The organism is Aeromonas sp. 5HA1 (assembly GCF_029237245.1).
Lineage (GTDB): Bacteria > Pseudomonadota > Gammaproteobacteria > Enterobacterales > Aeromonadaceae > Aeromonas > Aeromonas salmonicida.
In genome coordinates, this window is sequence record NZ_JAACFW010000001.1 from 318,738 (window position 1) to 343,405 (window position 24,668).

19 protein-coding genes and 2 pseudogenes are annotated in these 24,668 nt (G+C 43.8%); 9 read left to right on the plus strand and 12 right to left on the minus strand.

The features are described from left to right. Nucleotides 1-2: 2 nt before the first annotated feature. The 4 genes from GWQ27_RS01410 to GWQ27_RS01425 form a co-directional block, all read right to left on the minus strand. Nucleotides 3-1,172, minus strand: coding sequence for a hypothetical protein (locus GWQ27_RS01410; protein WP_275906500.1), 1,170 nt, complete (start codon nucleotides 1,170-1,172; stop codon nucleotides 3-5). After that, the gene (locus tag GWQ27_RS01415; protein WP_275906501.1) at nucleotides 1,165-3,621 is read right to left on the minus strand and encodes a fimbrial biogenesis outer membrane usher protein; all 2,457 of its coding nucleotides are present in this window, start codon (nucleotides 3,619-3,621) and stop codon (nucleotides 1,165-1,167) included. The genes GWQ27_RS01410 and GWQ27_RS01415 overlap by 8 nt, the downstream gene beginning before the upstream one ends. A gap of 77 nt (nucleotides 3,622-3,698) precedes the next feature. Beyond that, entirely contained in the window at nucleotides 3,699-4,190 is a 492-nt protein-coding gene (locus tag GWQ27_RS01420) for a CS1 type fimbrial major subunit (protein ID WP_275906502.1), read from the minus strand. A gap of 30 nt (nucleotides 4,191-4,220) precedes the next feature. Then, nucleotides 4,221-4,913 (minus strand): hypothetical protein, encoded by a 693-nt coding sequence (locus tag GWQ27_RS01425; protein WP_275906503.1) that lies wholly within the window; start codon nucleotides 4,911-4,913, stop codon nucleotides 4,221-4,223. A 265-nt stretch (nucleotides 4,914-5,178) separates the two neighbouring features. On the opposite strand from GWQ27_RS01425, the gene GWQ27_RS01430 reads away from it, so the two are divergent. After that, on the plus strand, nucleotides 5,179-5,916 hold the full coding sequence (locus GWQ27_RS01430) for an EAL domain-containing protein (protein ID WP_096120053.1): 738 nt from the start codon (nucleotides 5,179-5,181) through the stop codon (nucleotides 5,914-5,916). Between the two features lie 338 nt (nucleotides 5,917-6,254). Further along, the gene (locus GWQ27_RS01435; protein ID WP_275906504.1) at nucleotides 6,255-7,490 is read left to right on the plus strand and encodes a site-specific integrase; all 1,236 of its coding nucleotides are present in this window, start codon (nucleotides 6,255-6,257) and stop codon (nucleotides 7,488-7,490) included. 745 nt (nucleotides 7,491-8,235) lie between these two features. Here the strand turns inward: GWQ27_RS01435 and repC are convergent. Together repC and GWQ27_RS01445 are read right to left on the minus strand one after the other, a co-directional pair. After that, nucleotides 8,236-9,165: a replication protein C, IncQ-type gene (gene repC / locus GWQ27_RS01440; protein ID WP_275906505.1), complete on the minus strand. Its 930-nt coding sequence runs from the start codon at nucleotides 9,163-9,165 to the stop codon at nucleotides 8,236-8,238. After that, the gene (locus tag GWQ27_RS01445; protein ID WP_275906506.1) at nucleotides 9,152-10,042 is read right to left on the minus strand and encodes a helicase RepA family protein; all 891 of its coding nucleotides are present in this window, start codon (nucleotides 10,040-10,042) and stop codon (nucleotides 9,152-9,154) included. The genes repC and GWQ27_RS01445 overlap by 14 nt, the downstream gene beginning before the upstream one ends. Nucleotides 10,043-10,199: 157 nt before the next feature. Between GWQ27_RS01445 and GWQ27_RS01450 the strand changes: the two are divergent. After that, a pseudogene (locus GWQ27_RS01450) lies at nucleotides 10,200-10,511 on the plus strand (hypothetical protein); the annotation flags it as partial. Nucleotides 10,512-10,643: 132 nt separating this feature from the next. Here the strand turns inward: GWQ27_RS01450 and GWQ27_RS01455 are convergent. Next, entirely contained in the window at nucleotides 10,644-10,883 is a 240-nt protein-coding gene (locus tag GWQ27_RS01455; RefSeq protein ID WP_224480036.1) for a hypothetical protein, read from the minus strand. A gap of 110 nt (nucleotides 10,884-10,993) precedes the next feature. Here GWQ27_RS01455 and GWQ27_RS01460 point away from each other — a divergent pair, with 110 nt between their 5' ends. After that, nucleotides 10,994-11,221 (plus strand): helix-turn-helix transcriptional regulator, encoded by a 228-nt coding sequence (locus tag GWQ27_RS01460; protein WP_080697938.1) that lies wholly within the window; start codon nucleotides 10,994-10,996, stop codon nucleotides 11,219-11,221. 740 nt (nucleotides 11,222-11,961) lie between these two features. On the opposite strand, the pseudogene GWQ27_RS01465 reads toward GWQ27_RS01460, so the two are convergent. Beyond that, nucleotides 11,962-12,087, minus strand: a pseudogene (locus GWQ27_RS01465) (IS30 family transposase); the annotation flags it as partial. Nucleotides 12,088-13,044: 957 nt separating this feature from the next. Here GWQ27_RS01465 and GWQ27_RS01470 point away from each other — a divergent pair. The 5 genes from GWQ27_RS01470 to GWQ27_RS01490 all read left to right on the plus strand — a co-directional run bounded on the left by GWQ27_RS01470 (nucleotide 13,045) and on the right by GWQ27_RS01490 (nucleotide 18,979). Next, the gene (locus GWQ27_RS01470) at nucleotides 13,045-14,529 is read left to right on the plus strand and encodes a relaxase/mobilization nuclease domain-containing protein (protein WP_275906507.1); all 1,485 of its coding nucleotides are present in this window, start codon (nucleotides 13,045-13,047) and stop codon (nucleotides 14,527-14,529) included. A gap of 29 nt (nucleotides 14,530-14,558) precedes the next feature. Further along, nucleotides 14,559-15,251, plus strand: coding sequence for a hypothetical protein (locus GWQ27_RS01475; RefSeq protein WP_275906508.1), 693 nt, complete (start codon nucleotides 14,559-14,561; stop codon nucleotides 15,249-15,251). A 988-nt stretch (nucleotides 15,252-16,239) separates the two neighbouring features. Beyond that, nucleotides 16,240-17,148 (plus strand): GGDEF domain-containing protein, encoded by a 909-nt coding sequence (locus tag GWQ27_RS01480; RefSeq protein WP_275906509.1) that lies wholly within the window; start codon nucleotides 16,240-16,242, stop codon nucleotides 17,146-17,148. A gap of 84 nt (nucleotides 17,149-17,232) precedes the next feature. After that, on the plus strand, nucleotides 17,233-17,958 hold the full coding sequence (locus GWQ27_RS01485; protein ID WP_265433024.1) for a transporter substrate-binding domain-containing protein: 726 nt from the start codon (nucleotides 17,233-17,235) through the stop codon (nucleotides 17,956-17,958). A 79-nt stretch (nucleotides 17,959-18,037) separates the two neighbouring features. Then, nucleotides 18,038-18,979 carry a LysR family transcriptional regulator gene (locus GWQ27_RS01490; RefSeq protein WP_265433025.1) on the plus strand — a complete coding sequence of 314 codons (942 nt, stop codon included), beginning with the start codon at nucleotides 18,038-18,040 and terminating at the stop codon, nucleotides 18,977-18,979. Nucleotides 18,980-19,024: 45 nt separating this feature from the next. On the opposite strand, the gene GWQ27_RS01495 is transcribed toward GWQ27_RS01490, so the two are convergent. From GWQ27_RS01495 to GWQ27_RS01510, 4 genes are all read right to left on the minus strand, one after another. Then, on the minus strand, nucleotides 19,025-20,005 hold the full coding sequence (locus tag GWQ27_RS01495; RefSeq protein WP_234579886.1) for an MDR family oxidoreductase: 981 nt from the start codon (nucleotides 20,003-20,005) through the stop codon (nucleotides 19,025-19,027). Between the two features lie 200 nt (nucleotides 20,006-20,205). Beyond that, entirely contained in the window at nucleotides 20,206-21,849 is a 1,644-nt protein-coding gene (locus tag GWQ27_RS01500) for a BCCT family transporter (RefSeq protein ID WP_275906510.1), read from the minus strand. A gap of 134 nt (nucleotides 21,850-21,983) precedes the next feature. Then, the gene (locus GWQ27_RS01505) at nucleotides 21,984-22,724 is read right to left on the minus strand and encodes a 3'-5' exonuclease (RefSeq protein WP_275906511.1); all 741 of its coding nucleotides are present in this window, start codon (nucleotides 22,722-22,724) and stop codon (nucleotides 21,984-21,986) included. A 2-nt stretch (nucleotides 22,725-22,726) separates the two neighbouring features. Beyond that, entirely contained in the window at nucleotides 22,727-24,607 is a 1,881-nt protein-coding gene (locus GWQ27_RS01510; RefSeq protein WP_234664258.1) for a DUF294 nucleotidyltransferase-like domain-containing protein, read from the minus strand. Nucleotides 24,608-24,668 lie beyond the last annotated feature (61 nt).

The window sequence follows — 24,668 nt, forward strand, 5'->3', positions numbered from 1 at the left end:
CTTCAGTTATAAACAGGCTCTATCATAGCATCCATGATGATAGTTACATTTCCTTTATATGTGCTGCCCGGATAATTCATCATATCCTTCACTTTATCTTTATTAATTTTAAAAGAAAATAACCCATTGGAGATTGGTTCATTTTTTTCAAAAGTTTTCTTCACTGTCGGACTCAATAACACATTGCCTTTTGCACTCTTTTTATAAATAGACATAGAGACCAAACTGGCATTCTTGTCACTTTTTATCTGGCACGAGTCATCGACAGCACTCAGGTATTGGCACTCCAGCTTAATCCAGTATGGAATACTACTCGCAATCTGGACGGGCATCACTCCGCTTAAAGATGGCGTTTTGTTTCCATGGTGCCATCCTCCGTCAGGCTGTAAAACAACTTTATTCCCTGCTGGAGGAAAAACAACTTTCAGATGATTTCTAACTACTAATGAAAATTCTAGATCAACAACGATTGGATAGCGGTACGTTGCGTTGGTAAAATCAATATCCTTAGTTGAACCAACACTTAAACTCAGCTTTCCTTTATATGTACCATTACTAATGGTACCGATATTGACTGGTGTGAGTTTATAGCCAAGATAAAATTTTCTTATTTTTCCAACATGAGGCGTAGGACGACCTGACCATAGACTAAAATCGCCACTATAACATACCCCCCCTGTTTTCTGTGCGCTTAGATCAATTGCATAAAAAATTGTGTCCGTTCTATCCCCCGTTACTGACAATATATTATCAACCAGTTTACACTTTGCATTTGAATCTGCCTGCAAGCTTTCATTGGTAACTTGGAAAAATGGGTTGTCAATACTATATCCTGTATGGGTCATAGAGAACTTCATTGATGCTGGCGAGCCATTCTCATTGAATAATTGAACTGTTTTTTCACCAGGGAAACTGTGATAAAAAAGACGTTCCCACCAAGTCCCTCCCTTTACTAAAGGCCGATCAATATCTGAATCAATTGAAATGACCCGTGAAAGATTGTCATTGCAAAATACAGACAGTGGTAGTGGTTTACATGGATCAGTAATCCTGAACTCATTCTCACCTGGATTTGTTAACGACTGCGCATACTCAGCATTTACTTTTATAACGACAGCCTGTGCGAAAGAAAATGGCATTAACACTGCTATCAAAAAAATAATTTTAATCATGGTTTAACGAGCTCAATATGGTTTCAGGCTGTTGGCAGGATAGATCACCCAGTAGAATCACTTCTTGTTGCGAAGGCTTTTTCTCGATGTTAACCGGCAGCTCACATTTCAATAACCCATCCATCTCCATTCTCAGCATGGGATTATGCTCGCTCATCTCCACCGCAAAGAAGCCATCGGCCTCGCTGACGGTGCGGCCCGCATGGTTGACCACCATGGCCCCTTTCAATGGCATCCCCTGCCCATCCAGCAGGCGGCCTATCACTGTCACCGTCTTCATCACCCGGACCTGGTGATAGGCCACGCCGCCCTTGTTGAGATGATAGGGCAAGACGTTGGGACGAATGGTCATGGAAGGGGCATTCTGCCCGGCCATATCCAGCTGCACGGCGCCACTGCGATAGGCGGTGACGGGCACCAAATTTCGACCTGGCCGCAACTTGATATTGCCACCCTGATCGTCATCGGCGCGCAGGGTCAGCTCGGGTATATCGGACTCCACATCCACTATCATGCCCGCCTCCTGCCCTTGCGACTGGCCTGTCATGATCAGGCGGCCCTCATCGCCAAACGCCAGGGTACTGTCAAGGTTGATCCCCCCGCTCAGGGCCTGGTTATAGGAAGACGACTGCAGGTGAGCATCACCGCTGACCAAGGCCCCCTGAAACCTGGCGTAGCCCGCCGTGCCGACACCGTAGCTGTCGGTGGTCAGGTTGGCCCCCACGCTCTGCAGGGCGCCCCACTCCAGCAACTGCTGGTAACTGAGGGAGGCATTGCGCTCCTGCCCGCCGGAGCGGGAGGTCCGGCTGCCGATGCCGATGGCCAGCAGGCTGCGGTCTCCCCCCAGGTTCATGCTCAGGGAGAGCATGCCCCCCCTGTCCCTCGCATTATCGGTACTGATGCTGCCCGGGCGGTCAAACACCGTCAGGTTCCAGCTCACCGTCTGGCCAAGCAGATCACCGTTGTAGCGCCAGCCCAGATCGGCCCCCAGCCCGCGCCCCACCTGATGAGCCAGATAGAGGTTGGCGGAGTGGCGCTCATCGAGCCGCTGCTGCAACGACAGGTTGCTCTGCTTGAGGTCGCGGCTCTCCCCGGCGGCTTGCCCCTGCTGGCGCTGCTGCTGATGGCTCAGCACCAGACTGCCCTCGCCATAGTGATACAAGGCCTGCATATCGAAACCGCTGCCCAGCGCCTGTGTCGCCATCAGGTTGCCAAACAGCCGCCACTGATCATTCAGGCTCCAGTCGGCCGAGAGGCCATGCTGCCAGCGCTGGTCGATATACTGGCTGGAAGCCCCGACGATCACCGAGGCGGTGAGCAGATGGTTGAGCATGACGCCGCTGCTCAGGGGCCGGACCGTCTCCTCTTCCCAGTTGCTGAACAAGCGGGTCTGCTGGCCCACAAACAGGTTGAAGCGCCAGCTTTCATCCGGGTTTTGCCAGTTCATCGGCTTGTAGATCATCTCTCTGCGCCGCTCGGTCACCTGACCATCTTCCAGCACCCGCAACTCCACCTCGTAGATGCCGGCGGGCAGCACCTTGGTGTCGAGGGCCTGCAAGCCCGAGATCACCTGCTGCGAGTTGATGAGCTGCCCGTCCCGATAGATCTCCACCATGCCGGGCCGGCTCGGAGTGACATAGAGCGGCGTCGTACTGGCCTGGCCCTGCTCTATCAGCAGGGTGTCAGAGTCCCCCAGCATGACCCCCAGCACGGTCGGGGTTCCGCCGCCAAACAGGGTGGGTTGGCGTACCAACCCCTGGGCATAGGGCGAGAAGTAGCCCAGCCGGTAGAAACGCCCCTCTCCCTCACGCTCGGCATAAAGTTGCTGCACATGGTGCTGCGCCGCCTGCCCGTTGCCGGACTGACTCACTTCCCCCTCCAGCAGCGGGGTCCACTGGCCTATGCTGCCCTGGGCCATCAGGTTGTAACGGCCACTGCGCTGCTCCCCTTCCCCCTGGGTCAGGTTCAACTGGTGGCGCAGCAGGGCGCCATAGCTGCCGGTTGTGGGCAGACGGTAATAGCGGCTAGCGTGCAGTCCCTTTTCGGCACCCGCCGTCAGCACCGACAACTGGGAGTTTTCCAGACTGTACTCCAGCGCCAGCACCTGGTCAGCGCACCGATTCTGGCAAGGGCCCAGCAAGTGAGGCTCGCTCAACACCTTGCTCCATCGCTGGCGGTCCCGTTCTTCCAGCTCGCTCTCGTGGCTGTCGGTCAGAGCCAGCAGTTGCACACTGGTGTCTTTGCCCAGCACTATCTCGCCTTCCCCCAGCAGTTGCCCATCCACCAGGATGCGCACCGCCAGCGGGACGCCGAAGAAGTGATCGGCAAAACCATCAGGCAAATCTTCCGCTTGTTGCAACAGATCAAGGGGTTGTGTGGTTCGCCCTCCCGTGGCCCAGGCAGGTACGCACAACACAACCAGGATCAGCAGGAAAGAGGAATACGGCACGACCTGTCTCACTCTTCTAAACGCAGACGAAAAGGCTCCCCCGATACAGGGAGCCAATTTTAATGACCGTCATTTATTTACGGACCTTTTGGTGGCGCTTCCGATTCAAATATCATGCTCACCACCCCCTGGTAGTTGCCTGGCTTGTAGCCGGCGTCAGGGGCATCCGCCGGGATCACTTCCAGCCCCAGCAACTTGCCGGTCTTGGCATCATCGGCCTTCATTACTTCCGCCGAGGTGGTGCCTAAGGTAACGCCATCAATCTTGACGGTCAGGGGAATGTAGTCATTGCCGCTGGTCATCGCCGCCGGGTTGGTCAGATAACCTTTAATCGCGCCTATGGTGCTCTTGGCATCCAGCTGCTTGCTCAGCTTGTCCAACTTCTTGGTATAAGGGTTGTAGGCCAGCTTCTGCGGCGTGCTCATCCAGTTGTCCCCGCCGGTCGGCTGCACATAGAAAGCCTCGGTCGGGATCTGGGCGGTCACAGTGACCTGATGCTCAATACGTTCCGCCGCCATCAAGTTGGCCGATACCAGCATTGCCAGAGGCGCAGCTATCCATACTTTCATCACTCTCTCCTCTCTCGGATATACGAAACATCAGTGACCAATCACCATGTTTCTGCTCTTGTCACCTTCGATCAGTTCGAACCGATAAAGGTGATCGCTCTTTTTCATCAATTGCTTTTTCATATTCGGCAATAGATGAATTTTTCCGGGTGTTGAACAGTTTTTTCCCCGTCCATCACACTCCTCAAAAAAATCCAGCACTATGGTGGCATTGCCTTTATTCACGACAGTGGTCATGGTATCGGTCTTGATCAAACGGGTATCAAAGCGACTCTCTTTTGGCATCACGAAAATAATGGCACCAAAGCCGGTCAATATATTGACCCCGGCAGAGACTTGCTGCTGATTTTCTTGAGCCATATTGGCATCCAGATCGAACCCGTCCTCCTGTTTTGGCAACACAGGAATAAAACGGACTCTGAAATAACGCTCATTATCCCGTTCCCCCATATACAACAGCCGTGTTGCCTGCACCCCGCTGGCCGGAATAATCATGCGTGAGGGGCTGGCGATCAGCGCCCGGCGCCCCTCTGTCAGCTCCGGTGACTCATGGGGCTGACCGGCCTCGTCATAAGTTATTTCGTGAATCGCCACCTTGACAAAGGCGGTAGCGTCACCCTGATTTCGAATGCGTTTTAAATAGGTGCTTTGCTGGCCTGACATATAGTCATAAAGCGTCCCTATGCTGATCTCAGCCGATGCAAACAGGTTACCGCTGAACATCAGCAGCAGGATGAGATATATTCTTTTCATTTTTATTCCAGACTGGTTTTCACATGCCGACGTTCATTTAATAAATGCCATTTATTAAAAATGGAGTCAGTTGCATATCACTGGAGCCAGTCTAGGTAGAATGACGGGGGAAGTTAATCAGAATAGTCCTATATTGACTAAGCAAAATCACGCCAATTATCAGACTATTCCTACGGTGCTTTGATCTTTCCCTCCTGTATTATGCGCAGCCATATCCGTCTATCAGGTGAGTGCCATGTTTGCGTTCAAAGAAGAGTATCCGATGAGTGACATGGCAACCGTGGCGGTAGCCGAGGTAGCCGTGCCCTTTTATCAGCCGATCATAGGTCGCGACCGTCAGGTCAAGGGTTATGAAGTTCTGGCCAGACGTTGGGATCCACAACGTCAGAGCTATCAGGGCATCGACTTTCTCTCCCTCAGCCAGGATGAGTCCCTGCATGTGGATATCGTCATGCTCAGGGCCATCATGCGCGATCTGCCTACCCTGGCGAAGGGCGGGCCCTATGCCCTCTCCATCAACCTCAACCCCATGCTGTGCAGCCCGACCTATCAGAATCTCTTGCTGCTGGTGCTGCTCCAGGCGAGCAAGGCAGGGATCGAGATCTGGTTCGAGGTGCTTGAACACGCGCCACTGCACAGCCAGCACAGAGCCTTGATCGAAGTGCTGCGGGATCATGGCGCCCATATCGCCTGCGATGATTTCGGCACTCTGGAATGCAACTTCCAGCGGGTGATGGCGCTGCCCTACGAGATCATCAAGCTGGATCGCTCACTGCTGCTGCAGGCGGCGCGCACGCCCCATGCCCTCAAGATGTTGACCGGTCTGGTGGAATACCTGCAGCGACTCGGCATGAAGGTGGTGTGTGAAGGGGTGGAAACCCTGACCCATATCGAGGTCGCCAACCGGCTGGGCTGCGATTATCAGCAGGGCTATGCCTACGCCATGCCCTCCCCCCTCTCCCGCTGGGCCTGATCGGGCTCACACATTCATTGCGACTCGCACTGGCATCAGCTACCTGCCAAATTGCATGATGGCGTGGGGGCGAGTACAATCTCGCACCCCGTATATCAGGTGCATCCCCTGTGATCCTACATAATGATGTACGCCATCGGGTAGTTGTGACGCGAGCGCCGTCTCGCACCACGACTCAACCAATCCGGCGCCATCAGGTGGCGTCGTCCTGATTTGCAATCAGAACGCAACATAACATACCACTATAAATTCAGTAACTTACAACAATTTTTAAATTGATATCCATGGAACTATACACAATGCTAGTATGAGACTGCGTTGAGTATTAGGGGCTTCTCATGAGCGATTTGATCGATGTGTTGAGTAAATTTTCTGTACACGACTTGGCTAGAATGCTGGCAGAGAGGATCGAGGCTGACAGTCAGAGCACGTTCAAAAATCGTCATGATTTAGGCGGAGGCATAACACTATTCAAGCAAAAAGGCAGCGCCAGGTGGCACTGTAGAGTCCATCAACCAGCAGATGGCATTCATGACTATCGTCAGAGCACACGGAAACTCGACTTACGAGATGCAACGTCCGAAGCACATCAAATAGCACTGATGTTAAAAATGAAATTATCGAGTGGTGTTGCGCTTAAAAAGGGGATTGCGTTTAAAACAATAGCGAATGAAATCGTTCAATTCTACTTGAAGCGCTCTAAACCTATAGATACATATTACATAAGCCTGATCAAGAATCACCTCCTTCCATATTTTGGTGAGCAAGAGATTGCTAGCATCAACGATAGATCAGTTAGACTGTTTTGGAATAAATACTGTGAGACTCATGATGCTCCAGGGAAATCACTTGCCAACTCAATCCATATTGTATTGAGAAGGATCTTGCTTGAAGCAAAAGAACAAGCCCTCATAAGCTCGATACCTGACATGAGCAATAAAGTAGAAACTAAAAATATTATAAAAGGAGAGTGCTGGGAACCTAATCAAATAAAAACAATTTTTGATAAACTAACTAAATGGCAATCATTATCCCCAACAAACACCGATAGAGTAATTTTTAACTTGTATTGCAAGTTTCTTTATCTAACCGGTATTAGAACAGGGAATGAGGCACTTGGTGTTAGATGGGATGATCTAAAAACAGAAAAAGATTACTACTTAAAAGTACGCAAGGGGAAAATGGAGGGCACTATAAAAGAGGGCCGTGAGATGATTATTTCAAGGAGTGGGCAGGAGAGCAAGGTTATAATTGAAGTAATGTCTCCGCTTGCTAAAATACAGGGATTTGAAAAAATATCTGAAGCCAAAGCTAAGGCTCCAAGCCAGTGCCTATTCGAACTAAAACGTCCTGCCGAGATTTGGCGATCTTTCGCTGATGAGATGGAAGTTGAAGGAACATTGTATTGGTTCAGGCATACCTATATAACTAATGAGATACTTAGGGGAGAGCCGCTAGCACACATTGCTGCGCAGGTCGGCAACAGCGTAAAAATGATCGAACAGCACTACTCTCATGCAACTATGAGACGAATTCGAACTGCTGAATTGGATAGAAATAAAAAAGATAAATAGATAGATTTCTAACGTTGAATAAAAATACTATCACTACCATAGCGAGTGAGTGATATCTGAGCACAATTAAAATTTAAACACCCGCGTGTTAGCTTCGCACACGCTCTTGCCACTTCGTTGTTATTCGATTTGTATTATCAGGCGCTTCGCTTTAAAATTTTTAGGGCTTCGCCCTCATTTTGATTTTATCAAAAAATTGACACACGCATAAATTCTTGGATATGGTCTGGACTTTTTATGAATAGATGGCATTACTATTTTTACTTGTGGAAATCGTTAATTGTTTACCAGCCAAATTGAAATTCGATGGCACACTACTTTTCCATGATTTTCCATGAAGAGGCGGTTATTTCTATGAACATCATTATGATGAACCCACTTATCTCAATATGAGGGCTGAGGGTGATAATACCATTTTCATGGCTGGTATTGATTCTGTGTATGTAAAACGCATAGATTGACATCATAGCGAAATAGCGAAATAGCGAAATAGCGAACGGAAAAGGAACTGGCCATCATGATGCTCAGTGTTTTACACTGAGCAATAGAGATACTGAGTTTTTTTCGTATGAGAGTTCGTATGAAAGGAGTTTTCATTTAAGATCTTCTTAAACAGCAGGAACATGAAATGGCTAAGACCCTTGTAGGACAAGGGCTGTAAGAGAATTTAAAATCAATTTTCGTACCATGAATTAACGTAGCGACGTACCATGCTTTAACGCTGATTGCGTACATCGCTTTAACGTCATGGATTACTCTTTTCTACAGCCCCATTGATGACTCTTAAACGCTTCACCTCGACTTTCTTATTCGAGCCAACCTTGTCATTAAACCGAACTCTCCAGCCGTCCAACTCGCTGATCTGCTTCAGTGCAGTAACAATCTCAGCACGTTTACGCCTTATCTCTTTTTTTTCATACTCTGTTTTTGATTTAGATTGGTGAGGCTTGCATGGCTCTCCCCAAATCCGCTGTACTAGGGTATCTATATAAGGAGATAAGTGGTAGCCATGATTGATATTGAATGAAAGCCATGTATGAAGCAGCTGGGCTATATTTGAGCTAAGCGAACGACGCTCCTCCAAACATATCCTAGCGTACTGTCCCCCATCGACAGCCTTTGCAATTTTGGAGTTCAAAACAACATAGACGATATCTTCCTCACCAATTGCCGACGTGTTGTTAATTAGATAACTCAGCAGCCCAGATCGCCACTGTCTCTCCCCCTTAAATATAAGTAAACTTACATTCTTCAATCTATTTAAGCATTTCTTCAACCTATTGTATTCATGACCTGATCTATTCCACCCTAGAATGTTTAAAATGTCGGTCTGTGTAGTAGTTACTAATGCGCATTGTTCAGTTTCAGCATCGAAACTTACATTCAAATCATTCCACAACAGACTCGACTTCGGCCCTGTATTGGCTGACGAAATTATTTTACTATCAATTCCAGCTAGGGCGATTAATGCGAGAAGCACACTTTGGTCTGAACTATCAAGCCCTTCCGCCAATTCAACACGCAGTCTTTCATGACCACTTTCAGCATCTAGTATAATATTTATTGGACGCTTACCACTTGGCATAGGCATGAACAACCTAGGTACTCTCCCTAAAAAAGGAGCAGCCAGAGCGAAATTCTTTATATTATGGTCATTATTTTTAGAAATTTTCATCAACTGTTTCTTTAGGTTTTTTATCTTTACGGAGTCGCTGGTTGTTCTTATCTTGTATAGTACTTGGGGCTCCGACCAAACGACTATCATGGTCTATGACAACCAAGGTATCAATGGTTTTTCCTTTTGTCGTTTTCCCTATAGCCTCGATCTGTAGATGTATTTCCATTTTTAATCCGTCACTCCCCTCCTTATTTTTAGTGCATTCTAATTTAGTAGTTATAGTACCATTGCCTTCTATCTTAGTTATAAAATACTCACTGTCTAATGCAGCTTTGAATGAATAGGCACCTCTTGCACCCTGACCTAGGTCTTTCCCTGTGTGATGCACAATGAGAATTGTTGCACCAGTTTTGTATTTTATTTCATCACAACCAGCGAGGAATTTCCCCATATCCTCAGCAGAGTTTTCATTACCAATAAAACTGCGTGCAAGCGTATCAATAACGATCAATCTTACAGGCATATTAGTTTCATTTTGAACATTCTCTGTAGCCAAAATCAAATCGGTAACAACCTGTGGCTGTGATACAAATATTGGTTGTGATATACGGTACAGATTGTCCAGGTCTTGCCCATTATTGTATTTATTAATCCAGGCGTGCATGCGTTTTTTCATGCCATTGCTTCCCTCGGCAGCAACATAGATTACAGCACCCTGTTTTACCTCCCGGCCCTGCCACCTCTTTCCTGATGCAATCCGACAGGCAATATCTATTATAATGAACGATTTTCTCGAACCGCTGGGCCCGTAAAATCCAGCTAACGAATTTTCGTCCAAAAGGTCTTCAACTAAAAATTGGTCGTGATCAAAGTTTATCGACCCTGCGCCCCTTTCCATAATAAATTGGCTTTTCTGGGGGGATATAGTTTCCATTTTCAATCCACTAATAGAGCAATCAAATATAACAACATAAATATTTACAATATTTTTTCAATTTGAATTAGCTGAACAGAAACTCAGCTACGGAAACCAAAAAACGTTCAATATACTATCATTAGCTATGCAGCTAACAAGCAAAAGCAGTATCACCATGAGTTATCAGCAGTTGGCCGAGGGGCAACGATACCAGATATCCGCGCACTTTGCGCAGGGCGTGTCTGTGTCCGCCACTGCGCAGGCTATTGTCGTTCATCGCGAGAGCGACGTCGTAATGCCCACCAGGAGGGTTACCTGCCTATCTGGCGCATCAGCAAGCGCACCTTCATCTAGGACGAGCGCTCGGTTGATGAACGCCCGCCATCGTCGATAGCCGGGAGCAGTTTGGCAATTGGGAGGCAGATACCGTACTCGGCAAAAAAGCTCGGGCGTGCTAGTGACGCTCGCGGAACATAAGAGCCGTCTATCTAACTTGTGCCACTGTCGACCTATGTGATTCACCCAAGGGTTGTAGACTGGCTGGAATACCAAGCATGACTCATAATGGCCCCGAGAAACGACTCCATATGAGCACCAACATTTTATGTCAGAGACTTGTTCACCTTCTTAGCTCCTGAGGTATCGGCCAATTTTTCTTAAAATCCATAAACTCAGCAACAAACGAACCCATCACACTCTTAACAAATTCATCATATATGGATTGATTGATAGTGACATGTAAGAGTGAATCCACTCTAAGGGCATCTCCTACTGCGGCTAGGAAATCCGCATTGTGAAAAATTAATGTCACTGTGCCACTTTTTTGATCCTGGCTCAGGATGATCTGTTGATTGGACATTACCCACCCTCAAATGATGCTTATATACCGTGTCATTATACAAGTGTACTGATAGCCGTGTACAGTGTGCCGTATAACGTAGACCATAGCTCCTCTTGTGAGGAGATAACATGGATTCTGACGAGTTTGAGCTGACGATGCTCGCAACTGCATTCGGTAAAAATGTACGAGAACTGCGGTCTGCACGAGGTATGCAACAGGAAAAACTAGCGCTAATTGCTGGTATAGACCGTGGTCATATGGGAAAAATCGAACGTGGGGAGACTAGGGTAACCCTTGAAAAAGTTTATTTGATCGCAAAGGCCCTTGGGGTCTCGCCTGCATCATTGCTGCCATAGCCATAGCATGGCTGTTGCTCTTACCCAATGGCCCGCCCTGGATTTGCAATAAACTCGAACACGCCAAACACCTCACCTTATCACTGCATACAAACCGCCCTGAGCTGGTTTGGTACAGTTTCAGCTCCAGCCAGTGCTAGGCGAAACCACACTCGTTGTCATCGGACGCATCAGGGAGATGCGTCACATTCGGCCAGAAGTTTGCCCACAAACGCTACATCCGTTGCTCCGTCGACCCTCACAGAGTCTAGGCCGTCCTCTCATGAGGCCTGTAGGGAAAGGAGATCTTGTTTAGGAAATCGTCGGTGTCACAACTTACAAACGCATCGGCCAGACGGCCGATTAGGAAGCCGGCAGGTATCTCAATCCTCTCGTTGTGACTACAACAAAACCGTTGAAAACAACAACCCTGTGCCTAGGGGCGATTCAAAAATCGCTGATACCGAGATTGATGTAATGTAAGCATTTCACGATACTTATAATGCAAATGCTTGCGGGCGTTGATGTACTGATCACTCCGTTGTCAGCTGACAATCGCCATCGCTGGACAGGCCGAGTTCCATTTCACGATACCGATAATGCGGTTTCCAGCGGCTACTGATGCGCAGATCACCCCGTTGTCAGCTGACAATCGCCATCGCTGGACAGGCCGAGTTCCATTTCACGCTACCGATAATCCATCTGCCAGAAAGCACCAAGCCGAAGATCGGCCAGCAGCCAGGCTGATAGCTATCCTAGCAGGCGTTACGCCGCAGTTCCCGATAGACAGTGGAACGATAACACCAATGGAGTGAGCCATAGCGGCAACGGATATCCTTTGCCGATATCTGGTATCGTTGCCCTTCAGTCACCTGCTGATAACTCATGGTGATACTGCTTCTACTTTGGCGAGCTGAAGCGTACCACCGTCAGCAGTTGACTACCTCTCACCGCTTAACCATGAGTGTCGCACTTATTATCTGAATTCCCGGGCTGCCTTGAAGAAATGCCCTGGGGTGCTAGAAATACCCGCTATCAGATCAAAATTTCTCTGTAACCGTTTTCGCCATCCGTACCGGTAAAATCAATTTAAATATGACCATTTATTATGGTCAAAATATGATCAATCACGTAACTGACATAGCTATCATCAAAACTAAAATTACGAACCTAGAAATTTACTCATAAATAATTTTTTAAAAATCAATAATCATTTCATTGTGAGGGTTGATATCATTTTTATAATTTGCAATAATTAAAACAAGATTATTGATTTAGACTTTTCCTTGTAGCTTAACATCAATATTTATGACAGATTATATTTAAATTATTATGTTCTGGATAATTTTTCTTAACCAGCTATATTTAGGTGGCTACTTATCTGGTCTTATTGATCACAGATAGGCACAAAAACACTAATAACAACTATAAGAGGGTGTTTATGATAAAAAGGCAAAAATGGGGTAGACCCCCAAAATTAGACTCGGACAAACGCACCCTGCGAGTTCGAGTTTCGTTTACAGCGGACGAATATCAGAAATTACAGGCACGATGCCATGCATCCGGGGTAGCTAAAATTAGCGAACTCGTTCGCGCAATTGCACTCAACGAGAAACACATAGACTCGGAACCAGCTATCCGTCATGTAGAATTGATCCATTGGTTAGCTCAGCTAAATAGGCTGGCGGCAGATATCAACGAATTCATTTTGGAGTGTAGACTCCATTTACATTCTGATGAAGTCAAAAATAATCACTCCAAAAATGTTTTGATCCTCCAGAAAATCCAATCCGTCTATAAATTACTGATAAATATTTCAGGCGTAGCACATGCGGAGGGCAAACATGATCGGTGAGGTTTTTGATCTGACGCCAGGTTTTTCTGGGAGACTAAATTATATATTCAGGAATTCTCCATTCAAAAATCCTAACAACAAAAAGAAAGACCATAAAAAAAAGGCCACAACACAGATAAATTATCTTGGCGGAAATGTATTCAGCTACCCAGAGTTGGCGCTCACTGAAAGCGGTAAAAATTATAATGTCAGTGGGCTGCTCACAGAACTAGAGCAGCAGGCGAATTTGTATTTGGGTTCTGGAGAAATGAAATGTGCGCATTATTCAATTTCGTTACCTGCTGGTGATAACCTCAGCCCATATCACTGGTTCGTGTCAGCTCGAATTTTCATGGATCGGATGGGATATGGAAATGACACGAAATGGACCTCTGTAATACACAATGACGCTCATTGCCAACATATCCATATCGTTGCATGTCGCGTAAAACTAGATCGCACTCTAGTCAATACCTACAACGATTATGACCGTTGCATACAGGCGGTGCGAGATATAGAAAAAATTCTTGGCCTCGTTAAACAAAAAAATCCTGATGAAAACTGGGGAATTGAATATTCTATCACAGACATGAAAACCGGCATTGGTAGAGGAACGTTGTCAGCTCAGCAAGATCCAAAAAATCTTATAAGATCTGTTTTAGATAGAGTGTTTGAATGTAGACCGAGCACCATCTCTGGACTCGTAAAAAAGTTGCGGGGCTATAATGTGATGGTTGCCGTGCGTAGAAAAAATGGTGTCCCAACAGGCATTATGTACAGTGTTGATGGACTGATATGGATTTCAGGAACGCATGTTAAACGCCGCCGTGCGACCTGGGGAAGGCTACTAGAACAGGGTATTACATACTCACCAACTAGAGATGATAAAATTTTAGAGTTACGTACTCACAATTTAGAGGAACAAAAAATAAAAACTGAACTTCAAAAATACAATAAAATTTCACCAGAGCCAAATTTACATTTAAAACAAACCATCCCTATAGCATCAAAGGTTAGTTTAAATGAAAGAAAACATAACCAAAAATCACTAACATCTAAATGTGACACATATATAGAAAATTTCATAGCATTGGTTCGCTGTACTCAAAAGCAATATAAGAAAATTATAGGTAGGGTTAAGTCATACATATACAGGGATAAACAATTTAACGCTCATAGCCTGCTACAACTGAATTTTTCATGTGAATGGAAAGAAAAACCTTCCGATTCAGTGATTGAGGAGTTCTTAGCCGCGATAACGGCTGCATTAAAACGTATATTCAAGAATGGTTTTGAGTCAGTTAATCACGGATTGGAACCAAACCTACCCGATGGGTACGTTATGGATGCAGAGGCACAGGCGCCAAACATCGTTGTGATTACATCATCCAATCAGGAGAAGTTAGTCACGTCAATTCACAACACTAACAAATGGATTGATGATTGGACTGGAAGAACCATCCCAAATGGCATTGAGTTATTAAAGATAAAATAATAAAAACAATAAATTATGAGGTTAGTTATATGGCAATAGCAAGATTGAATTCAAATTTAAAAACAATCACATTCAGTACAACAATCAGCATTCAAGAAAATTTAGAGCTCAAGGACGGAACCATTAGGTCAATATATAAATCCAAACATGAGCACCTTGGCACTGTTGATATAGATTCTGATTACTCACTCATTTCAAGTCTAACACAGGATGAAGTGATAAAATTTACCGAATGGGCTAAACAGCAACAAAATGACGTTAAAAATTCCTATCTCGCGAATCATGCCAGAGGGTTTTGGGGTGGTTACCCCGTTATAAAAAGATCAGTTTCCGATGATGAAAAATATCGCGATGAATTTGGGTTTATTCAAAATAGACGTATAGGTGAGTTCATAGGCGTTATCGCTGATCCGATAAAAATAAACCACCTCCCCTCGACATCAGATAAAGATAATTCATTAAATTTCCACCTTATACGTAAGGATGGGACACTGGTCGACATGCTAAGTCCGTTGTGTGATGAAATTATCAGATCTCACAGAAAAACAAAATTAAACATTGAGGAAGCTAAGAATATTTTCCAGGGATTGAAACCCATTACCTACCTGATAACTGAGGTTATTGGATTTAAACAATCCGACCTAGAAAAAAAACTACCTCCTAGTTACAGAGCAAAAACTGTATCATTGTTAAAAAATAAAACTAACGGTAAGTTTGGATAGTAAATACCGATCACAGTTCGGTCTAAAAACTAAAAAAATGATGAACAACGGATTGTATGTACGCAGGAATATTAAAATAAAAGTATTTTATTATACTGGCATCCTGCCGTTGACTAACGGCAATTTAAAAAATTCTACACGGTGGGCATAGCGTCAAAACTTGCCCACTATTCAGCTGACAGACGGCGATTGTTAGCTGCCCTCATTCATCAGAGGGGCACTGATCGCGCCCCTCTGACTGTACAGATCTAGTTATTACCTGACACCGGCCTCAAACCGGTGTCTTGTTTACGCTACTTTCGTGCGCCCTTCCTTTGGTATCAATTTCAGAGCCTATTCAACATGCTGTAACGGCCTGCCCTTCCACCATCCTTCCTGATGGTCAGCCAGCTCCTGCGCGTTCACTAAAGCGCCATCAGTTGGCTTGGTGAGGAAGTAATCGAGAACTCCCTTTGCAACCAAGCAAGCTGTCGAGCCAGCCATTATGAGGTAGTATTCTCACATCCACAATGGTCGCCGAGGGCGAGGCTTCCACTGAAGTGATACTACCATTGATACCCATCCTGATATTCAAGGGCTTGTTTAAGCAACAGTTGCAAGCCCTGAAGGTTTCATCAACTACCAATTTTTCAGTCAAGGCTCGGTGGCTAACCTGGTCATTGATTCCACGGTCTCAAGGTCTATGTAAGTACCGCAAGGAGAAACGCCAAATATGGCGAAAGCTCCATATGGATGTGAACATCAGACCCATGCTGTCGTCACGGCCAAAGTCAGCTTGGAGAGGGGGCGGATAACGAGGTACAGCCGACGCTACCCAACCCCCTACGCCGTAAGATAAAGCAGGTCAGAGCCAATGTCACCAAGGCCCCAATCTGCTCTTCCCTCCCCCCACTATGAATAAAAAAGCTGTAGAAATACCTATACTGAGATATATTGTGCATAAGACGATGTATACCATTACAGATTAATATTTTGAGGGTTGATGAACATGGATGAAGTTGCCCAAAATGAAAAACCAATTACACGGGAAGAGGAACTCGATGAGTTACAACAACTTAGTGCAAACTTTAGGACTGCGTTATTACGTCATCGAGCAGCAAGATTAGCATTGTTTTATCGACTTCAATTCTCCAAATTATCTCGCCAAGATGAAAGCGAAGATAGCATTATGAGTGACATCAATATTTCACAATCCATAGGTGAAGACATTCCTGGCTCAATATCAAACCACCCTCTATATATAAGTATGAATGAAAGGGTAAATGCGCTTCTTAATGATATCCCTGAGGCATTTTCTGCTGTGGAAAAAGGGAAGCTAACACATAGGATATTTGTAAAATTACTATCTCACATGCGTAAGATTGATATTTTAGTTGACCGATTTTATGCTGGAGTGCATGCATCTTTGTCTGATGTGGATACTCTCACTGGATTACTTAATCGCTCAGCCATGGAGCGCGATCTAGAATGTGCCGCTGAGCGATTTAAGAAAACGGGAAAACCACTGTGTATCGCAATGGTCGATGCAGATCACTTTAAAAATGTTAACGATACATATGGACATGCTTTTGGCGATATAGCTCTACAAACTATAGCAAATCGTATGGAAGATAGCCTCCGATTACGCGATCAAGTTTATCGTTATGGCGGTGAAGAATTTCTTGTTTTACTTCCAGATACTGATATCAGCCTGGCAGTCAAAGTCATGGATAGACTTCGCCAAACAGTTAGTAGTAAAGCAATTAAAGATCACCATAACAAAACTATTCTTACGGTTTCGATTGGCATAACAGAATTGAAGAAGTCAGACCATCTTCAAGAAGCTAAAGAGCGTGCAGATGAAGCATTGTATAAAGCAAAAGAATCAGGCCGTGACTGTGTCATTTCAAATCCTTAGACCTGTTCTTAAATATTTTTAATTTAGTATCGAACACTCTGCTATAATTAATATTTATGAGTTATATCGTAGGGAGAAAAGAGAATGCTTGGACTGTTATTACTTCTACAATCTTTTTCATCCTTAGATAAAGTTGATAACAACGATATTGTTTTCTACTCTGAGCAACACTTGCCGCTAAATGGCATAGGTGCGGATGGCAAACCGACAGGATTTGCTGTAGAAACCTTGTTCTTAATCATGAAAAGGATGGGATATCAAGAGCCAAAGATTCACTTTTTATCTTGGGCTGATTCGTGGTATTTTGCAACACAACGTCCTAATGCCGTGCTGTTTTCTACTGCTAAAACAAAAAATAGAGAGTCTCTTTTCAACTGGGCTTGTGCAATCACAACATCAAAGATTTCCTTACTCTCTAATAAAGACATATATATTGAAAGCTTAAAGGACTTACACAAATACAAGATAGGTGTTATAAAGGCGGATGCAGGAGAACAGATCTTATTAAATTATAACGTTCCCACGGAAAATCTATATCAAGTTTCACAGGGTGAACAACTCATTAAACAACTACTAAAAAATCGGACTGATATGATAGCATACAACGAGTCAGTCTTTAACTATGTAAATAAAGGCGTAAGATATAAAGTTGATGGAGTGAAGAGCATTATTACACTAGCAAATATACCGACATGCTTTGCTTTCAACAAGTCTGTTCCTATAAAATTCTATAAAAACTTCGTATCATCATTTAGCTACGTACAAAAGACAGAAGAGTACTTGGCTCTTAAAAAGGAATATGGGCTTTAGTTTCGATTAGCCAAACAGATCATGCTCATTGACAATTTCTTCTTTGAATTGGATGTTTCAACAGGTTGGGTGGTTTAATGTGAAACTGGAAGATCTTTATCGTCAAGACATAAATTTATTAGTAGCATTGCGAGTCCTCATTGAGGAAAATAGTGTAAGCAAAGCGGCTATACGCTTAAATTTAACTCAGTCAGGTGTAAGTAGGATCCTTGGTAGATTACGAGACATGCTTGGAGATCCATTATTTACTCGGCAAGGTCAGTATCTATTACCAACAGAAAAGGCATTGGAGGTCAGTAAGGCATCTCAATCCTCCATAGATGAAATATGTAAACTATTGTCACCATCCATATTTGATCCGAAACATTGCACCCAAAACTTTACTATCGCAACTACAGATTATGCAATGCAGACAATTTTACCATTTGCCTTGCCCAGAATTTATCGAGAGGCCCCACAAGTATCATTCAATTTCTTATCGCTACAGCATAATAGACTGACTGAGCAACTTATATATGATGGAGCAGATCTAGCGATATGTCGCCCCATGGGGCCTATTGAACCATTGCAATGCGAGATTTTAGGTCAAGTTGGTGTGCTTTGTTTACTCTCCAAAAAACATCCTTTAGCTGATAGGGGAATGACTTTAGACGACTATCTACACTATCCTCATGCAATGATCGCCATAAGTGATGGTGTTAAAGAGCTAATTGAACAAGCTTTAGTTGATCTGCCACAACCGAGGATGGTAATACGGGCCTATCATCTTGAGGCAGCACTAGCGATCATCGATACCATGCCTCTTATTATTACTGTACCAGCTGATCTAGCTTATCTTGTGTCCGAGCGTTATGACCTGGTTGTAAAAAAACTGCCATTTAAGTTCACGCCATTCGATTACTCTATGATTTGGCATCCTCGCTCTGAGCACTCCGCTTCTCAGGAATGGTTGAGATCTATCGTCAAAGAAGAATGTGGACATCTAATTGCAAAAAGAATTATCGATATGATACTCATATAAAATAAAGCCGGACAACTGTCCGGCTTTATGACTAATATCAACACCTTATACTTTTATCACTACACGGCCTGTTACTTGACCATTCGTTATATTCTCGGCAAACTCTGGCACTTGTTGAAAGTCAATTTCAGTACAAGCCTGTTGGAAAAACTCATTGGGCAATAATGCTGCTAGTTTCTCCCATGCAGCAATACGTTTTTCAATTGGACACATTACAGAGTCAATGCCTTGAAGGCGTACATTGCGGAGAATAAATGGCATTACAGTAGTTGGCAAAGAAAAGCCCCCCGCAAGGCCACATGCGGCCACAACGCCATTGTAATTCATCTGTGCTAAGACCTTTGCTAGTACATGATTCCCAACTGTATCAACCGCTCCAGCCCAATACTGCTTTTCAAGCGGACGAGATGGTTCTTCAAGCACGCTTCGATCTATAACTCGGCTTGCACCTAGTCCTTCCAGCAAAGTCTTGTTCTGTTCTAGACGCCCTGTAACCGCGACCACTCTGTATCCAAGCTTCGATAATAAAGTAACGGCTATAGAGCCAACTCCTCCGCTTGCCCCCGTAACCAAAACCTCACCAGCGTCTGGATTTATGCTTGCATCGATAAGAGCCTGAACACATAACATTGCGGTAAAACCAGCAGTGCCAATCATCATCGTTTGCTTACTGCTTAAACCAATGGGTAGAGGCACTAACCAGTCAGCTTTCAATCTTGCAAGCTGAGACATCCCTCCCCAGTGGTTTTCACCAACGCCCCAACCCGTTGATACGATTTTATCACCGACCTTATATCGTACATCTTGAGAACTAATGACTGTACCTGATAAATCAACACCAGGAACCATGGGAAAGTCTTTTATTATTTTTCCTTTTCCTGTTATAGCTAAACCATCTTTATAATTTAGTGAAGAGTATTCAACAGCAACTAAAACTTCACCTTCCGGCAACTGAGATTCATCTAATTGCTCAATCGATGCAACAGTGCGACCATCTTGCTTATTAATAACCAAAGCACTAAACATAAATCAACACCTCTAATAAAACTATCTGGATCAGATGGCGCGATTATAAACACCTCACTCTTATGCGCATAATGAATATTATAAATGCACCACATGACCGATAATCATGGCTTCCAATGTGATCAGAATGCACATTTACTAAAATAAATGAGAGCGGCATGCAAACGCATGCCGCTTTTAAATAGTCATAGGTCTTATTATTATTTTCTTTTCGGTCTCGGCTCGTCAATCAAGCCTTTTATAAGAGATACCGTTGCAACTAACAAGACAATAGTAAATGGAAATCCTGTTGTTACAGCCATAGCTTGCGCCGCAGCCAATCCTCCCCCCAACATTAATGCTATCGCAACCAGCCCTTCAAATATACACCAAAATACGCGCTGAGGTGTTGGAGCATCAACTTTACCCCCTGCCGCAATGGCATCTATCACTAAAGATCCTGAATCAGATGATGTGATAAAAAACACTACAACTAATACAATTCCTAACACGGAAGTTATTTGAGAGAACGGCATTGCATCGAGCATAGCGAATAGTTTAAGTGGCAGCTCAGCATTAGATACCGCCTGGTATCCATTATTGATATATTGACTTATTGCTGTTCCCCCGAATGCAGTCATCCACAATATACATACAGTTGAGGGAATTAATATTACGCATATAATAAACTCGCGAACAGTTCGGCCACGAGATACTCGCGCAATAAACATACCAACGAATGGAGACCAAGATATCCACCATGCCCAATAGAAGGCAGTCCATCCCTGAGAATAATTTACATCCTCACGGGAAAATGGAACAGATAGTGCCGGGATATTCGAAACATACGATACAATATTTTCAAAGAAACTAGTAACTATAAAATAGGTCGGGCCCACAACAATAACAAATAGTAGTAATAATGCTGCGAGTATCATATTTATTTCTGAAAGACGTTTTACGCCACTATCTAAGCCAGCTACTACAGATATTAATGCTAGAGCAGTAATAATAGCAATAATCACGACCTGAGAAGTAGTTGTCATTGGAATATCGAACAGGAAATTGAGACCTGTTGCAGCTTGAGATGCTCCGTATCCAAGCGATGTCGCTAGTCCAAATACTGTAGCTACAACCGCTAATATATCAATAATGTGTCCTGTCCAACCCCAAATACGTTCACCAAAGAGCGGATAGAATATGGACCGCATTGTGAGAGGCAAGCCCTTGTTGAAAGAGAATATGGCTAGACCTAGTGCCAACAACGCATATATCGACCACGGGTGAAGAGCCCAATGATAGATTGTTGCAGCCATACCGAGTGCAGAGGCAGCAGATGTATCTCCTTGTGCCCCGCCTAAAGGCGACCAGTCAGTACGAACACCATTCTCAATGGTCGTTCCACCTAAAGCTGAACTGAAATGAGACATCGGTTCGGAAACACCAAAGAAAACTAACCCAATCCCCATACCAGCAGCGAATAACATCGCCAACCATCCAGCATATGAATAATCAGGTTTGGCTTCTGTACCACCAATTCTAACTCTGCCTAATGGTGTGACAATCAACCCCAAGCAGACAATAACAAATATATTACCTGATGCTAAGAAGAACCAATCAAGATTTGAAACCAACCATGACCTCAAACCAGAAAAAAAAGGCTCTACTTGTTGCCTAAATAATAACGTCATGACAACAAATAGAACAATCATCATGCCGGATATTAAAAAAACTCGGTTATGAATATCAAGTCCAAAAGGGCCGACTTTCAATGCAATATTATCCTGGCCTATTTGATAGTCAGTGTCTATCGCATTGACCTTTCCATCAGGACGCGGAATTCCGCCATTATTTTCATTATCCAAGGTGATCTCCTTTTTAATAAAGCTAATCCGTAAAAAATGTAACATTTTGCAGCATAATTAAACGTCGATATAAAGTCAATGCATGTAACGTCTTTTCATATTCAGCACCTCCATTATAAATTAATAACGAAACATTATTGCCATAAATCTGAAATGAGTGTGGTACGACAGAAATGATGCTGCACTTGTGCTTGGAAAAGCTCAGCTGTTGCAAGAGCGTCAGTTAACGCATGATGAGGTGGGTACATTGGAAGTCCATACCGTTTTCTAACATCCCCCAGTCTTACAGATCCTGGTTTTTTACCTATGAGTCTATTGAAAAAACCACGACACTCACGAATTTGTAATGCATATTCGATATCTAATGTATCGACTACGGGAAACTTAATTCCTTCACCAATACAGCGGGTTATCGCTGCATTTAAGAACGTTCGCTCAATGTTTTTATAATGTACGAGTACTATTTTACCCGCGATAGCATCAAGAAAGTCACCTAAGACCTGACTTATTTGAGGCGCATGAATAACATCAGAGTCGGTAATCCCATGGATAACTACTGACTCACTATTCAATGCTCTATTTGGATTTACAATCCAGTGTGCAGAACCTGCACATCGAATACGATCTATTGTAAATGGTACAAGGCCAATTGTTAGAATGAGATCATCATTTGAATTTAAGCCTGTTGTTTCAAAATCAACCGACACAAAGGGAGTATCCTCCAAAGGGGTGTCAGCTTTAACCATCGGCACGGAATAATAGCGCCTTAGCATATCATCTATTGCTTGTTCAGATAATGTCTTGAATAAATCAGCCCAGTCAGGAGCATGTGGATCACAAACAAGACTATTTTTCTTTATTTTATTTTTAAACATAATCACTTACCACTTCTCTGATAACGAAACTTGATGAAGTTTTGAGCGCCGCTTAATATTTGAAATGCAGCTTTCAAATTACGCCTTTCAAAATCAGACATGTTTTCAGGTTTTATATTGTTGTTAGGTTCATGACCATTCTCTATATACAATGCTTGGTGACGAATTCGAACCATATAGATGAGTTCCATTGCATCTCTTAGGTCACTACCTCTACCTTTTGGTAGGATACCTGCACTATTTATATCTTCTAGGCGATCAAAAGAATTTTGAGCATGTGAGCCTATCGCTAGTGAATGAACCCTTATCAAGTCTGCAAGTGGTGCTGTGCCACGCCTTTTAAGGTTTATGGAGTTTCGATATTTCCCGTCTTTCTCCATAACAAAATCTTTGAAGAAACCAAGTGGTGGAGTTCTCTGGATTGCATTATAGGCCATGCAGGCGAGGAAATGATTGTTTTTCTTAGCTCTTCTCACTATGAAGCTATTTAATTGCTCTGCCCATTTTAAGCGACCATAGACTCCTAGTATATCAAAGAATATGCTGCTATTTAATAATCTTTCCGGTGTTGGGTTATCTATCCATTGTGCAAAGCATTCCTCCCATTCAGATTTTGTTTTACGCCATTCAGGATTAGTTGCCATAATCCCCCCAGTACAATACTCGTATCCGCAAGCAGCCAACCCATCACATATAAATTTTGATAAATTGAAGAAATACTCTCCGTGTACCTCTGGACTATAACTATTATCAAGGATTAGAGCGTTATCCTGATCGGTTACAATTAATTGCTCATCTCGGGCCATTGAACCCATAGCTACAAGACAATAAGGAATTGGCGGTGGGCCGAATTGTTGTTCAGCTAACTCTGCAAGCCGCTGTTTAAAGCTACTACCAATAACCGACATTGCGCGTCCAATCATATGCGCATTTGCATCTTCTCTCACCATGCGAACAAAGCAGTTTTTTACCTGCTCTGATACAGCTCTGAGCTCTTCAACATTTGTTTGTTTGAATATTGAACTTACTAAAAGTAGGCTATTTTGAGATTCATAACGGATGATATCCGTCATTCCAATTATACCAATAGGCTTTTTATCTTTTATTATTGGAAGATGATGTACATTATAGCGTAGCATTGTCAGTATAGCTTCAAACACATAGGAGTTATAATTTAGAGAAACTACGCTATTACTCATTACTTGACTCACCATAATATTTGAATCCACACCTTCTGCTAAAACTCGAATGCATAGATCTCGATCTGTTAAGATGCCCAGAAGTTGGTCGTCTTCATCACTATTATTTCCATCAGATGATTGAACTACAAGCACAGCTGTCACGTTCTCTTTCGCCATTAGTTGTGCAGCTTCTTGAATTGTCGAGGTCGCATTTATTGTGACATGGCCTCTAGTTAAAATATCTCGGGCCTTCACTGTTGTGAAGTCATTACCCTCCGAATGACTTGAGGCGAGCCTTTGTAATCCTGAGCCATTCTCTAGTTCCATAAAGTCAGCAAAGAATTCAAACCGCTCACACAACTCATTGAAAATACTTTCTGGTATACAATATATCAAACTATCTTCAATCGCTTTCGCTGGCATGCGAACTCGATTATTCATTAAAATTCCCATCTGTCCAAATAATCGCCCCTCATCTATACGATTATACAACTCCCCATTACGTCGATACACCTCTACTACCCCACTTCTAATCATATATAGATCGTGAATGGGGCTGCCATATTTAAGAATGTCTGTGTCTTTTTTGTAATAAGCTACTTCTATATTTTTTGCTATCTTCCTCAACTCAACTTCTGGTAAATCATTGAAGGGAGGATGCCTGCTTATAAAATTTAGGACTTCTAACTGCTCTATCTCCATGGGAAACTCCATTATTGCTTTTTCCTCATCTAGGTGTTTAGTGACACATAGATGAGAAAAT

Excerpts from the sequence above, each read along its gene's own strand:
- GWQ27_RS01475 (WP_275906508.1), top strand. The coding sequence starts at position 14,559 with ATGGCAATAGCAAGATTGAATTCAAATTTAAAAACAATCACATTCAGT.
- GWQ27_RS01485 (WP_265433024.1), top strand. The coding sequence starts at position 17,233 with ATGCTTGGACTGTTATTACTTCTACAATCTTTTTCATCCTTAGATAAA.
- GWQ27_RS01430 (WP_096120053.1), top strand. The coding sequence starts at position 5,179 with ATGTTTGCGTTCAAAGAAGAGTATCCGATGAGTGACATGGCAACCGTG.
- GWQ27_RS01495 (WP_234579886.1), bottom strand. The coding sequence starts at position 20,005 with ATGTTTAGTGCTTTGGTTATTAATAAGCAAGATGGTCGCACTGTTGCA.
- GWQ27_RS01460 (WP_080697938.1), top strand. The coding sequence starts at position 10,994 with ATGGATTCTGACGAGTTTGAGCTGACGATGCTCGCAACTGCATTCGGT.
- GWQ27_RS01510 (WP_234664258.1), bottom strand. The coding sequence starts at position 24,607 with ATGGAGATAGAGCAGTTAGAAGTCCTAAATTTTATAAGCAGGCATCCT.
- GWQ27_RS01480 (WP_275906509.1), top strand. The coding sequence starts at position 16,240 with ATGGATGAAGTTGCCCAAAATGAAAAACCAATTACACGGGAAGAGGAA.
- GWQ27_RS01435 (WP_275906504.1), top strand. The coding sequence starts at position 6,255 with ATGAGCGATTTGATCGATGTGTTGAGTAAATTTTCTGTACACGACTTG.
- GWQ27_RS01410 (WP_275906500.1), bottom strand. The coding sequence starts at position 1,172 with ATGATTAAAATTATTTTTTTGATAGCAGTGTTAATGCCATTTTCTTTC.
- GWQ27_RS01425 (WP_275906503.1), bottom strand. The coding sequence starts at position 4,913 with ATGTTCAGCGGTAACCTGTTTGCATCGGCTGAGATCAGCATAGGGACG.
- repC (WP_275906505.1), bottom strand. The coding sequence starts at position 9,165 with ATGAAAATTTCTAAAAATAATGACCATAATATAAAGAATTTCGCTCTG.
- GWQ27_RS01470 (WP_275906507.1), top strand. The coding sequence starts at position 13,045 with ATGATCGGTGAGGTTTTTGATCTGACGCCAGGTTTTTCTGGGAGACTA.
- GWQ27_RS01420 (WP_275906502.1), bottom strand. The coding sequence starts at position 4,190 with ATGAAAGTATGGATAGCTGCGCCTCTGGCAATGCTGGTATCGGCCAAC.
- GWQ27_RS01505 (WP_275906511.1), bottom strand. The coding sequence starts at position 22,724 with ATGTTTAAAAATAAAATAAAGAAAAATAGTCTTGTTTGTGATCCACAT.
- GWQ27_RS01455 (WP_224480036.1), bottom strand. The coding sequence starts at position 10,883 with ATGTCCAATCAACAGATCATCCTGAGCCAGGATCAAAAAAGTGGCACA.
- GWQ27_RS01445 (WP_275906506.1), bottom strand. The coding sequence starts at position 10,042 with ATGGAAACTATATCCCCCCAGAAAAGCCAATTTATTATGGAAAGGGGC.